Genomic DNA, 12,613 nt, shown 5'->3' on the forward strand with positions numbered 1-12,613 from the left:
CAGCCTGCTAGAGCAACATTTTAGCGAAAAGGTCTTCCCAGCACCCGCAAGCTCTCCGGTGCCTGATCGAAGATCGAAGGATTGAGAAAGTTCCGTTGGCGGAAGAGGTTGCGGTTCACCTCGCTCAATCCGCCTTCTTGGCAGACTTCGTCGCATCTTTTGGTGATGGCGTTGATTTGCCCACTGATCAGGTCTTCCGCGTCCTCAGCGAGCAGGAAGTCCGGCGCTGCGTCGAGGCACGTGGTCAACCGGCCGGATCGGTATTCCCGCGCAAAATTCGTCTTTGACGACTTTGCGGCGCTGTCCGCCCTGGATGCGCGGGACAAAATAAAAAGGGTCGCGATTGCTCGCGACCCTTTTTAATGTCTTGGCGCCCGAAGCTGGACTCGAACCAGCGACCCCCTGATTAACAGTCAAGTGCTCTAACCAGCTGAGCTATTCGGGCGGGGACGGGCATTGTAAGCGCTGTGGCATGGGGGTCAAGCTTTCCGCAACAATCATTGTGCGTATGGGCAGGCTATTGCTTCGTCGTAGCGCTCGCTCCGGGGCCGGCCGGCGTTGTTGATCACCACCTTGCCAAGCAGCAGGGCGTTCTTTTCATCGCACAACCGGATGCTGAGGTTGCTGCCGTAGGCCCAGCCATCCGGCGTGAAGCGCACCTGGGTCCGCCCTTGTGTGCTGTGCAAGGTCAGGCCCTTGCCGATTCCGTCGATCCGCTGCAGCACTGCGGCAACTGACGCGGGCTGGTCGTCATGGCCCGGGTCGGCAAAAAGGATCCAGCCTTCATCCCACACCACGTCGTCGCGGCAGGTCCTGCCGTCGCTGCTGGGGCAGATGCTGACCGCTTGTCCATGCTTGACGGCGCTCAGTCGCGCGGTCGCCAGCGAGGTGGTCAACAGGTGAAAAGCGCTGGCGGTGCGCGCCCGCTGTTGCAAGCCGGCAAACGTGGGTACCCCCAAGGTCAGGGTGACCACCAGTACCGCCAACGTCACCATCAACTCAATCAGTGTGAATCCCTTCGCCATGGACTTCATCGGCCGACTCCATTCGGACAGGCTGCAGGGTCGCGCGCGCCGGACTGAACGGTTATCGGCCACCTGCCCGCGCCGGGGTAGGGAAGTGCCGCGCCTGCCCCCATCAATGTGGGGTCCTACACTATGGGGTTTGGCGGCCAGACGCTTCGACACGATGAACGACGAAACCCACATGGCGACACCTGCGACGGAATCCGGCCGGAAAGCGCCACGGCCCGGCGACCGGTTCCCGGGTTCGCGTCAGCGCGAAGGCACCTTCAAGCTGGTCTCGCCGTACTCGCCGGCGGGCGACCAGCCGCAGGCGATCGAGAAGCTGGTGGCCGGTTTCGAGGCCGGCCTGGCGCACCAGACGTTGCTGGGCGTGACCGGCTCGGGCAAGACCTACACCATCGCCAACGTGATCCAGCAGGTGCAGAGACCGACCCTGGTGATGGCGCCCAACAAGACGCTGGCGGCGCAGTTGTATGGCGAGTTCAAGTCGTTCTTTCCCAACAATGCCGTCGAGTACTTCGTCAGCTACTACGACTACTACCAGCCCGAGGCCTACGTCGCCTCGTCGGACACCTTCATCGAGAAGGACAGCTCGGTGAACGAGCACATCGAGCAGATGCGCCTGTCGGCGACCAAGGCGCTGCTGGAGCGGCGCGACGCGATCATCGTGTGCACGGTGTCGGCGATCTACGGGCTGGGCGACCCGAACGAATATTTCCGGATGGTGCTGCACATGGTGCGGGGCGAGCGCATCGACCAGCGCGAGCTGATCCGCCGCCTGACCGAGATGCAGTACGTGCGCAACGACACCGAGCTGCGGCGCGGCACCTACCGGGTGCGCGGCGAGGTGATCGACGTGCACCCGGCGGAGTCGGAGATGGAGGCGGTGCGGATCGAGCTGTTCGACGGCGAGATCGAGGCGGTCACCGCGTTCGATCCGCTGACCGGCGAGACCCTGCGCAAGCTGCCGCGCTACACGATCTACCCGAAGTCGCACTACGTGACCACGCGCCGCAGCGTGCTGGACGCGGTCAAGGCGATCAAGGAGGAGCTCAAGGACCGGCTGGAGCACCTGTATGCGCAGAACAAGCTGGTCGAGGCGCAGCGGCTCGCACAGCGCACCCAGTTCGATTTGGAGATGCTGGCCGAGGTCGGTTTCTGCAACGGCGTGGAGAACTACTCCCGCCACCTGACCGGCCACATGCCCGGCGAGCCGCCGCCGTGCCTGTTCGACTACCTGCCGCCGGACGCGCTGCTGGTGCTGGACGAGTCGCACGTGACCGTTCCCCAGATCGGCGCGATGTACAAGGGTGACCGCTCGCGCAAGGAGACGCTGGTCGAGTTCGGGTTCCGGCTGCCGTCCGCGCTGGACAACCGGCCGTTGAAGTTCGAGGAGTGGGAAGGGCGCTCGCCGCGCTCGATCTTCGTCTCCGCTACCCCGCGCGATTACGAGCTGCAGAAATCGGAAGGGCAGGTGGTTGAGCTGGTAGTGCGGCCGACCGGGTTGATCGATCCGCAGGTCGAGATCCGTCCGGTCGCGACCCAGGTCGACGACGTCATGGGCGAGATCACCAAGCGCGTCGCGATGGGCGACCGGGTGCTGATCACCACCCTGACCAAGCGCATGTCCGAGAACCTCACCGAATACCTCGCCGAGCACGGCGTGCGGGTGCGCTACCTGCACTCGGATATCGATACGGTGGAACGGGTGGAGATCATCCGTGATCTGCGGCTGGGCAAGTTCGACGTGCTGGTCGGCATCAACCTGCTGCGCGAGGGCCTGGACATGCCGGAGGTGTCGCTGGTGGCGATCCTGGATGCGGACAAGGAGGGCTTCCTGCGCTCGGCCGGCTCATTGATCCAGACCATCGGCCGCGCCGCCCGCAACGTCCGCGGTAAGGCGATCCTGTACGCCGACAGGATGACCAAATCGATGCAGAAGGCAATCGACGAGACCGACCGCCGCCGGGCCAAGCAGGTCGAGTACAACACCGAGCACGGGATTATCCCTACCTCGATCAACCGGGCGGTGATGGACATCATGGAAGGCGCCCGGGTCGATCCGGACGCGCTGAAGGGCCGTAACAAGGCCCGACAGGTGGCCGAGGAGATGGCGGAATATGCGGCGCTCAGCCCCGGCCAGCTGGCGGCAAGCATCAAGAAGCTGGAGCAACAGATGTACCAGCACGCCCGCGACCTGGAGTTCGAGCAGGCCGGGATAGTGCGTGATCGGCTGCGGCTGCTGAAGGAGCAAGGGTTTGGGGCCTGAGATCCTCAGACCCTATTGCCGTTGCCTCCGCGGCGGGATAAACTGCGCGCCCTCTCGCTGACTTCACGCATGTTGGCGAACGGGCGGTTAGCTCAGTGGTAGAGCATTACCTTGACATGGTAGGGGTCGGGGGTTCGAAACCCTCACCGCCCACCACATTCAGTGGTTTAAGAACGGTCAGCGCCTCGGCTCTGGCCGTTTTTTTATGCCCGCCGGACGGGCTGGCAGCGACGAGTAGTAGAGCGCCAGGTCACGGATATCGCCTTCGTCCAGGGCGTCAGCCACGATATCCATGATCGGTGCGTAGTCGGTGCCGCCGCGATCGCCATCCTTGAACAAGGTCAGTTGCAGCTCCAGATAGTCGGCGTACTGGCCGGCCAGTTGCGGGTACATCGGGTTGCGTGGAGTGGGGTCAGGGCCGTGGCAAGCGACACACGCCGGAATTCGGCGTGCGGCGACACCCTCCCGGGCCAACTTGGCGCCACGGGCGATGGCGGCAACATCTTGGCCGTGATCGGCGGGCGCCGTGGTGTCCGCGCTTCCAAGCGTGGCGTAGTACCTGGCCAGCGTTTGCATTTCGCTCGCGCCCAGCCCGGCAGCAACCGGCTGCATCACGCCACTGTGGCGCTCGCCGCGCGCATACGCGTGCAGGCTGGACAGCAGGTAAGTCTCGCTCTGCCCGGCCAGCCGTGGGAACGCGCCATTGCCGCGACCCATGCCATCCAGGCCATGGCAGCGTGCGCAATTGGCCAGGGCCGGTGACGGCGGGGCAAGCAATGTCGTCAGGCGCGAGCCCGCGCGGCTACCGGCAAGCCTGGCGGCCTGCTCGCCATCGGCCAGTTGCCGAAACTGCGCGGCGCTGAGCGTCGGCAAGCGTTGCAGGAATGCGACCATCGCCCAGACCTCGTCGTCGCGCTGCTGGGCAACCCACGCAGGCATCGCGGTGTACTTGATGCCGTGCTTGACTATCCAGAACAACTCGTCAGGCGCTAGCTCGGCAACCACCGGTGGCAGATACGGCGGCTCCGGCACCATCTGCTTGACGATCAGCGCCCGTGGCTGTCCTGGCGCGCCATGACAGGGCAGGCATCCGCTGGCGTAGTGGCCGGCACCTTTCAGCACCATCGCCGGATCGTCCAGCGCTGGCACCGCAATGCCAATGGTATGGGTGGCGACCGAGCGTCTCATGGTGAACTGCAGGAACACGCGGGTGATCGGCCAGTGTCCGGCGCTGGCGGCGATCGGCATCAGCCCGGCGGTTACGAACAGCAGGCCACCCAGGCCGATTGCCGCTACCACGGCCAGCACTCGGCATAGTGCGAGTTTCCAGGTGCCCGCGGTCAGGCATTGCCAGGCCCGGCGCGGCCATCGCCACGGCGCCCATTGGCCCAGCATCTCGCGCCGCCGGTTAGCCATCGACCACCGCCTCCTGCCGGCCGCGCAGCAGGCCGAGCAACAACACCAGCGCGCCGGCCATGTATGCCACGCCGCCGAAAAGCAGCATCAATACCCCGCCCAGATGCTGGTCCTGAAGTGCGGTCAGGCCGAACGCGACCTCGGCGCCATGCGGGTACAACGCACGCGCCGCCAGTGCCAGCAACACTCCGAGCAGGGTCATGTGCATCGAGGTCATCAGCAGCCCGCCGATCCCGGCCGCGGCTCGTTGGCGGCGCTGGTCGGGGCGACCGCCGAACGCGGCCAGCCACACCAGCAGGCCGACAACAAGGAAGCTGCCCTGCTCGACCGCCAGCAACGCCGTAGAGTGGCGCGCGGCATGGTGCAGCGCTGGAGCGTGCCATCCCCATACCACGATGAACTCGATGGCCGATGCGACCACCGGCGATAGCACGCCGGCCAGCCATGACAGCCCCATGGTCGTTGGCTCGTTTGACGGCAACCGTCGCACCGGATCCAGGCGCCCCCCGGCCAGACCCGCCGCGAGCAATGGTGCGGCGACCGCCACCACTGACATGTGCATCGTCATGTGCGCAGCAAACGAATGCCGCGACAACTCCGGCAGGGGTCCAATCCAGGTCGCGCCCAGTACCACCAGCCCGCATGCAAACAGCCAGACTTTGAAAGAGGTTTTCTTGGGTTGCACGGCGCGCATCAGCGACACGTCCCGATCACGCTCATCGCGATCGCCATGTAGGCCACCGCGACGAAGCTCAGCCCGCACAGCAGCAACGTGGCGAAACCGAGGAAGCGATGGCGGTCACCGCTACTGGCGGCGTCGTGCGGCAGCTCCGCCTCGCCCCACTGGTGCTGGCGCCAGCTGCGCCAACCGAACCCCGCGATCACGACCAATGCCACTACCGTGTATGCCGCCAGCGCGACCCGAGCGGCACCCAGGGGCGCCGCTACATCCGCCGCCTTGGCGCACCAGACCGCCGCGGTGACATACGACAACAGGAAGTGCGTCGCCCAGGCCGTCGGCCCGGCGGTCAGCAGCCACAGGCTGGCGCGACTTTCCGGCAACGCCGCGTCGTCGGAGGCCGGGCCGGGCGTGGCTGCATCGGGCTGTTTGCGTTCGGTCATCGTCGCAGCCTCATGTCAGCAGCGGGAAACCGGCGATCGTTGCGACCGTCACCAGCACGGTGATCGCGACGAAATGCCAGTACAACGTGACATTGCAGATATCGATGTCGTGTTCGGCGGTCATGCGCCCGGCCGCGCGGCGGGCGATGCAGTACAGCTGCATGATCACCCCGATGGCGATGTGGGCCGCGGTCCAGCCCACCAGCAACCACACCGTGGCCGGGTACGCATGCCTTGTTGGATCCATCCCGCTCAACCACGGCCCGGCGAACAGTGCCGCGGCCCCCGCGAGTGCCAGCGTCGCTGCCGCGCCGGTTGCCAGGTAGAAACCAACCCGCCGATCGCGCCGATTCAAGCCGCGAGCGAGCATCGTGCCCGCCCAGGCGAGGAGGACCAGGCCCAACGCGATCGACGGCCACAGCATGCCGGGGCCGGCGGCTGGGTCGGCCGGAAAGTCGTCGTGGACGGTCCAGAAGAAGTAATAGCCAAATATCAGGCTGGCGAAGGCGGTCATGTCACCGATCATGGTGATGAACATCGCCCACCAGCCCACCGAGGCCTGGCCGGAGGCGTACAACGGCAGGCTCAAGCCGAGGCCGACGTCCTTGGCCGGCTTTTCTGGAATCAACGCGGTACCGGTCCACAGCCAGGTCAGGATGGTCACCAGCGCGAACGCCGCGCTTATCCCCGCGGCGACATACCAGCCGAACACCGGGAAGATGAAAGTGCCGCCAGTAAACAGCGCCGCCCACAGCGTCACGAAGGTCGCTCCCGGCACCCGCAGGCACTGCTCGGGAATGGCGTCGATCGTCGAGGTGACCAGGGTCTCGCGCTTGCCCTCGGGGGCATCGGCCAGGTAGAAATGGCCGGCGTCGACCTCGCGCATCAGGCCGGGCTGGTCCCACAGCGGATAGCGGGTGTTGATGATCGGGATCGAACGCACGCCCCATGGCTTGGAGGGCATCTCGCCCAACCATTCCAGGGTGCCGGCGCGCCAGGGATCGCGCGCGGAATGATCGCGTTTGAAGGCCGTCCACAACGCGTCAAACAGCAGTAGTGCGAACCCGGCAGCCAGCACGAACGCACCGAGCGTCGACACCAGGTTGAGCAGGTCGAAGCCTTGCCCGCCACGATAGGTAAAGATCCGGCGCGGCATGCCGGCCAGCCCAGCGACATGCATTGGCAGGAACGCCACGTTGAAGCCCACGAACATCAACCAGAACACGAAGCGCCCGAGCCGCTCCGACAGTTGCTTGCCGACAATCAACGGATAGAAGTAATAGGTACCTGCGACGACCGGGAATACCATGCCGCCGATCAGCACGTAATGCAGGTGGGCGACGATGAAATAGGTGTCGTGGGCCTGGAAATTGAACGGTGCCAACGCGATCATGACCCCGGTCAAACCGCCCAGCACGAAGATGGTGATCGCGCCGAGCACGAACAGCATCGGCACCGACCGCACCAGCCTGCCGGCCAGTACCGTCGCCAGCAGCGCGAAGATCTGGATGCCGGTCGGTAGCGCGACGGCCTGGGATGCTGCGGAAAAAAACGCCAGCGAAATATTCGGTAGCCCGGTGGTGAACATATGGTGCACCCATAGCCCGAAGCTCAGGAAGCCCGTCCCGACCGCGGCCAGCACGATCCAGCTGTAGCCGACCACCGGATGCCGCGCGAACGTCGGCACGATCATCGCCACCAGCGCGATCGCCGGCAGGAAGATGATGTAGACCTCGGGGTGGCCGAAGATCCAGAACAGGTGCTGCCACAGCAACGGGTCGCCACCGCGCGCCGGGTCGAAGAACGGCCAGTCGAGCATGCGCTGCAACTCGAACATCAAATCGCCGGCGATCAGCGGCGGGAACGCGAACAGGATCATCGCTCCTACCACCAGGATGTACCAGGCATACAAGGGCATCAGGTTGATCCGCATGCCCGGCGGCCGGGTCTTGAGCACGCCGACGATCAGCTCGACCGCGGCGGCGATGGATGCGATCTCGATGAAGCTCAACCCGAGCAGCCAGATGTCGGCGCCGAGCCCGTCCTGGTACTGGGTGGTCAGCGGCGGATACATGAACCAGCCACCCTGCGGCGCGGCGTCGAAGAAGATCGAGCCGCAGACGAACACGCCGCCGATCAGGAAGCACCAGAACCCGTACGCCGACAGACGTGGAAACGGCAACTCGCGCGCGCCGAGCATCGACGGCATGATCAGGATCGAGAACGCCTCGAAGATCGGTACCGCAAACAGGAACATCATCACCGAGCCGTGCAGTGAAAACATCTGGTTGTAGGTGGTGGCGCTGACGAAATCGTTGTCCGGCACGGCCAGTTGGACGCGCATCAACAGCGCCAGGACGCCGGCGAACAGGAAGAAGAAAACCGCGGCGGCGGTGTACCAGCGGCCGATGTCGGTGTTGTTCACCGCCGACCAGTAGCGCCAGCCAACGGGTGTCTTCCAGGCCGCTGCCAGCCGCTGGGCCTGGGTGCTCATTGCAGTCCATCCAGATAGGCCGCGATTGAATCGAGCTGTGAGTCCGGCAACATGCCGAACGCCGGCATCAGCGCTTCGGGCTTGACCGCGTGGGTGTTCCCGATCCAGCGTCGAAAAGCGTAGGCGTCATTGGGCAGGGTGCCGGCTGCCAGGCTCAGGCGACCGCCGACGTGGGTGAGGTCGGGGCCGACCACGCCATCCGCCGGGGTTCCACGGATGGCGTGGCAGGCGCCGCAGCCATTGCCCAGGAAGGCTTGCCGACCCTGCCGGGCCAATGCCGTTTGCGGCGGCGATGCCGGTGCCGCTTGCCGCTGGAGCCAGGCATCAAACGCGTCGCGCTCCATCACCACCACCAGCAACTGCATGAACGTATGCGAGGTACCGCAATACTCCGCGCAGGCACCACGAAACACGCCGGTCTTGGTCGGCTCCAGGAATAAAGTGTTGGTTCGCCCCGGGATCATGTCGACCTTGCCGGCCAACGATGGAATCCAGAACGAGTGGATTACGTCCGGGCTGGTCAAGGTGAACTCCACCCGCTCGCCGACCGGCAACCTGATCTCGTTGGCCAGGGTGATTGCCTCCTCCTCGCTCCCCGCCGCAGGCAGATAGCGCACCCGCCACCACCATTGCTCCCCGGACACGGCCACCCGCAGCCCGTCGTGCGCGATCGGCTGGCGCAGCTGTGGCATCAACACCAGGCCATATACCAGCAACATGCCCAACACCACGGTCGGGGTGATCACGCCACCGACGAGGATCAGCCAGCGCGTCGTGCGTCGATCATGCGGCCGTGGACCCCGGAAGGTGGCATATAGCGCGATGCCGATCACGGCGACCCAGACCACCGCGGCACCCACCGCCATGATCCAGAAGAGCCTGGCGATCATTTCGGCTTCGAGTCCTGCCGGATTCAATGTCGAATGAGCGTCGCTGCAACCGGTTGATCCCAGGGTTGCGACGCACATGGCAATGATGGTTTGGCTGGCGGAGGTATTTCGCACGGTGCGCTGCAGTCTCACCGCGTCTCCTCGTAGGGTCGCTCCGGATCGGCTTGGGTAGTGGTACGCGCACACGCGTGAATGCCGGGTCATGCAGTACCCATCAGCCGGCGGATGCCGACCGTCACATGCCAATCCGGCGGCGCCGTTGACTTGCGCGAGGTTGTCCCCAACTATTGCGGTATGGATCGACATTCGATCGATCCCATTCCGAGGTGGCCCGCGCCAACGCGCCGGCCGAGCGTGTGACATGAGCACTACCACCGAACATTGTTGATTCCGCCCGAAGCTTCCGCACCGCGCAGGCGCCTTCGGGGCGTCTTTTTTATTTGCGCCGAGCTTTTCGGCCGTCCTTCTTGCAAGAGCCCCACAGATACCCATGATTGCAGTCACGCTTCCTGACGGCTCGCGCCGTGAATTCGACAATCCGGTTTCCGTCGCCGATGTCGCCGCCTCCATTGGCCCCGGCCTGGCCAAGGCCGCGTTGGCTGGCAAGGTCGACGGCCAACTGGTCGACACCAGCTTCCAGATCGACCGCGACGCGTCGCTGGAGATCGTCACCGACAAGCATCCCGACGCGTTGGACGTGCTGCGTCACTCCACCGCCCACCTGCTGGCCCAGGCCGTGCAGCGCCTGTTCCCGGGCGCGCAGGTCACCATCGGCCCGGTGATCGACAACGGCTTCTATTACGACTTCGCCTACGAGCGCCCGTTTACCCCCGAGGACCTGCCGGCGATCGAGGCGGAAATGCTCAAGATCGTGAAGGAGGCGCAGCCGGTCAGTCGCAGCGTCAAGTCGCGCGACGAGGCGGTCGCCTTCTTCAAGGGCATCGGCGAGCACTACAAGGCCGAGATCATCGAGTCGATCCCGGCTGACGAGGATCTCTCGCTCTATAGCCAGGGTGAGTTCACCGACCTGTGTCGTGGCCCGCACGTGCCCAGCACCGGCAAGCTGCGCGCATTCAAGCTGATGAAGGTCGCCGGTGCCTATTGGCGCGGCGACCACAACAACCAGATGCTCAGCCGCATCTACGGGACCAGTTGGCTCAACGACAAGGACCTGAAGGCTTGGCTGCACCAGTTGGAAGAAGCCGAGAAGCGCGACCACCGCAAGATCGCCAAACAGCAGAACCTGTTCCACCTGCAGGAAGAGGCGCCCGGCCTGGTCTTCTGGCACCCCAAGGGCTGGTCGATCTGGCAGGTGGTCGAGCAGTACATGCGCGGCGTCTATCGCCAGAGTGGTTACGCCGAGGTGCGTTGCCCGCAGATCCTCGATGTGGAGCTGTGGAAGAAATCCGGCCACTGGGACAACTACCAGGAGAACATGTTCTTCACCGAGTCGGAGAAGCGGACCTACGCGCTGAAACCGATGAATTGCCCCGGCCATGTGCAGGTGTTCAATCACGGCCTGCACAGTTATCGCGACCTGCCGATCCGCTACGGCGAGTTTGGCGCCTGCCACCGCAACGAGCCGTCGGGGGCGCTGCACGGGATCCTGCGCGTGCGCGGTTTCACCCAGGACGACGGCCACGTGTTCTGCACCGAGGCCCAGATCGAGTCCGAGGTCACCGCCTTCCACGCCCAGGCGATGGCGGTCTATGCGGACTTCGGCTTCAGCGACGTGCAGGTCAAGTTGGCGCTGCGTCCCGAGCCGCGGATGGGCGACGATGCGACCTGGGACAAAGCCGAGGAGGCCCTGCGTTCGGCCCTGCGCGCGGCCGGTGTGGAGTGGGAGGAATTGCCCGGCGAGGGCGCCTTCTACGGCCCCAAGATCGAGTACCACCTGCGCGACGCGATCGGCCGTACCTGGCAGTTGGGCACCATGCAGGTCGACTTCATGATGCCGGCCCGACTGGGCGCCGAGTACATCGACGAAGCCAGCCAGCGCCGCCACCCGGTCATGCTGCACCGCGCGATCGTCGGGTCGATGGAGCGCTTCATCGGCATCCTGATCGAGCACCATGAGGGGCGTTTCCCAGCTTGGTTGGCCCCGGTGCAGGCGATGGTGATGAACATCACCGATGCCCAGGCCGATTACGCCGCTGAAGCGCTCAAAGCCCTTGCGGATCAAGGGTTCCGGGTGGCCAGCGATTTGCGCAACGAAAAGATCGGCTATAAGATCCGCGAGCACACGCTGCAGCGCGTGCCATACCTGCTGGTGGTCGGTGACCGCGAGAAGGAAAATGGCCAGGTCGCGGTGCGCGCACGCGGGGGGGAGGATCTGGGGTCGATGACCGTCGCCGAATTCGCCCAGCGTTTACGCAGTGAAGACATTCGCTAAGGCAACGTAGTTCATAATGGCCCATTCGCACGTGTGCAGCTGCACGCGCGGCTGGCTCGACCCATACCGGAGATTGCAACATCAGTACCCCCGACAAGCGGAACCGCAAGAATCAGGAGATCCGCGTACCCAAGGTGCGTGTGATTGGCAGCGATGGCGAGATGGTCGGCGTGCTTTCGCGCGACGAAGCGCTCGAGCTTGCGCAGGAAGAGGGCCTCGACCTGGTCGAGATCCAGCCTCACGGCGATCCGCCGGTCTGCCGCATCATGGATTTCGGCAAGTTCATCTTCGACCTTCAGAAGAAGGCCAACGCCGCCAAGAAGAAGCAGAAACAGGTCGAGATCAAGGAAATCAAGTTCCGCCCGGTCACCGATGAAGGCGACTACCAGATCAAGCTGCGCAACATGCGCCGGTTCCTGGACGAAGGCGACAAGATCAAGGTCAACATCCGCTTCCGTGGCCGCGAAATGCGCCACCAGGAGCTGGGCCGCCAGATGGCGAGCCGGATCGAGCTGGACCTTGGCGACGAGGTTGTCGTTGAATCGCGTCCGCGCCTGGAAGGCCGGCAGATGGTGATGATGATCGCGCCCAAGAAGAAGTAGCATCACGCATTGCAACCATGAAACCCAGCCGGCATAATGGTCGGCCGGGTGAACCGGTGTTGTTTGCAGTTGTTGTCAGGACCTGTTGTTGATTCGCTTGCGAATCAATGGCTTACAAGCCGGCACGGGCAGGACGGAAAGTGTGGCCATGCCACCGCCCAGGTCAGTTACAGAAACCCGAAAGGACATTCGCAATGCCCAAGATGAAGACTCACCGTGGAGCGGCCAAGCGTTTTCGCAAGATCGCTTCCGGCAAGTTCAAGTGCGGCCACGCCAACCGTAGCCACATCCTCACCAAAAAGACGACCAAGCGGAAGCGCAACCTGAGGCAGGCGAACCACGTTCGCGCCGAAGATGCCGGCCGTATTGCCCGCATGCTGCCGTACGCCTGAGGAGGACTGAG

General features: G+C 64.5%; 11 protein-coding genes and 2 tRNA genes. 5 read left to right on the plus strand and 8 right to left on the minus strand.

Annotated features, from left to right (window positions below; genetic code table 11):
- Window positions 1–20: 20 nt before the first annotated feature.
- The 3 genes from ACW5DN_RS01715 to ACW5DN_RS01725 all read right to left on the minus strand — a co-directional run bounded on the left by ACW5DN_RS01715 (window position 21) and on the right by ACW5DN_RS01725 (window position 1,034).
- Entirely contained in the window at window positions 21–248 is a 228-nt protein-coding gene (locus ACW5DN_RS01715; RefSeq protein WP_456961037.1) for a hypothetical protein, read from the minus strand.
- A 120-nt stretch (window positions 249–368) separates the two neighbouring features.
- Window positions 369–445: transfer RNA gene (locus ACW5DN_RS01720), tRNA-Asn, on the minus strand.
- A 52-nt stretch (window positions 446–497) separates the two neighbouring features.
- Window positions 498–1,034, minus strand: coding sequence for a GspH/FimT family pseudopilin (locus tag ACW5DN_RS01725; protein ID WP_456961038.1), 537 nt, complete (start codon window positions 1,032–1,034; stop codon window positions 498–500).
- A gap of 154 nt (window positions 1,035–1,188) precedes the next feature.
- Between ACW5DN_RS01725 and uvrB the strand changes: the two genes are divergently transcribed.
- Window positions 1,189–3,294, plus strand: a complete 2,106-nt coding sequence (gene uvrB / locus ACW5DN_RS01730; protein ID WP_456961039.1) for an excinuclease ABC subunit UvrB — start codon at window positions 1,189–1,191, stop codon at window positions 3,292–3,294.
- An 81-nt stretch (window positions 3,295–3,375) separates the two neighbouring features.
- Window positions 3,376–3,450: transfer RNA gene (locus tag ACW5DN_RS01735), tRNA-Val, on the plus strand.
- 21 nt (window positions 3,451–3,471) lie between these two features.
- Here the strand turns inward: ACW5DN_RS01735 and ACW5DN_RS01740 are convergent.
- The 5 genes from ACW5DN_RS01740 to coxB are packed head-to-tail and all read right to left on the minus strand — an operon-like array spanning window position 3,472 to window position 9,216.
- Window positions 3,472–4,710, minus strand: a complete 1,239-nt coding sequence (locus tag ACW5DN_RS01740; RefSeq protein ID WP_456961040.1) for a c-type cytochrome — start codon at window positions 4,708–4,710, stop codon at window positions 3,472–3,474.
- Window positions 4,703–5,404: a cytochrome c oxidase assembly protein gene (locus ACW5DN_RS01745; RefSeq protein WP_456961041.1), complete on the minus strand. Its 702-nt coding sequence runs from the start codon at window positions 5,402–5,404 to the stop codon at window positions 4,703–4,705. The genes ACW5DN_RS01740 and ACW5DN_RS01745 overlap by 8 nt, the downstream gene beginning before the upstream one ends.
- Complete coding sequence (locus ACW5DN_RS01750) at window positions 5,404–5,832, minus strand: hypothetical protein (protein WP_456961042.1); 429 nt, start codon at window positions 5,830–5,832, stop codon at window positions 5,404–5,406. The genes ACW5DN_RS01745 and ACW5DN_RS01750 overlap by 1 nt, the downstream gene beginning before the upstream one ends.
- A gap of 10 nt (window positions 5,833–5,842) precedes the next feature.
- Window positions 5,843–8,326, minus strand: a complete 2,484-nt coding sequence (gene ctaD, locus ACW5DN_RS01755) for a cytochrome c oxidase subunit I (RefSeq protein WP_456961043.1) — start codon at window positions 8,324–8,326, stop codon at window positions 5,843–5,845.
- Window positions 8,323–9,216 (minus strand): cytochrome c oxidase subunit II, encoded by an 894-nt coding sequence (coxB, locus tag ACW5DN_RS01760; protein ID WP_456961044.1) that lies wholly within the window; start codon window positions 9,214–9,216, stop codon window positions 8,323–8,325. The genes ctaD and coxB overlap by 4 nt, the downstream gene beginning before the upstream one ends.
- 490 nt (window positions 9,217–9,706) lie before the next feature.
- Between coxB and thrS the strand changes: the two genes are divergently transcribed.
- The 3 genes from thrS to rpmI all read left to right on the plus strand — a co-directional run bounded on the left by thrS (window position 9,707) and on the right by rpmI (window position 12,602).
- Window positions 9,707–11,608, plus strand: a complete 1,902-nt coding sequence (gene thrS / locus ACW5DN_RS01765) for a threonine--tRNA ligase (protein ID WP_456961045.1) — start codon at window positions 9,707–9,709, stop codon at window positions 11,606–11,608.
- Window positions 11,609–11,688: 80 nt separating this feature from the next.
- Window positions 11,689–12,210 (plus strand): translation initiation factor IF-3, encoded by a 522-nt coding sequence (infC, locus tag ACW5DN_RS01770; protein ID WP_456962929.1) that lies wholly within the window; start codon window positions 11,689–11,691, stop codon window positions 12,208–12,210.
- Between the two features lie 194 nt (window positions 12,211–12,404).
- The gene (gene rpmI / locus ACW5DN_RS01775; RefSeq protein WP_456961046.1) at window positions 12,405–12,602 is read left to right on the plus strand and encodes a 50S ribosomal protein L35; all 198 of its coding nucleotides are present in this window, start codon (window positions 12,405–12,407) and stop codon (window positions 12,600–12,602) included.
- Window positions 12,603–12,613: the final 11 nt, after the last annotated feature.

The sequence above is a fragment of the Lysobacter sp. A289 genome, from assembly GCF_054072675.1.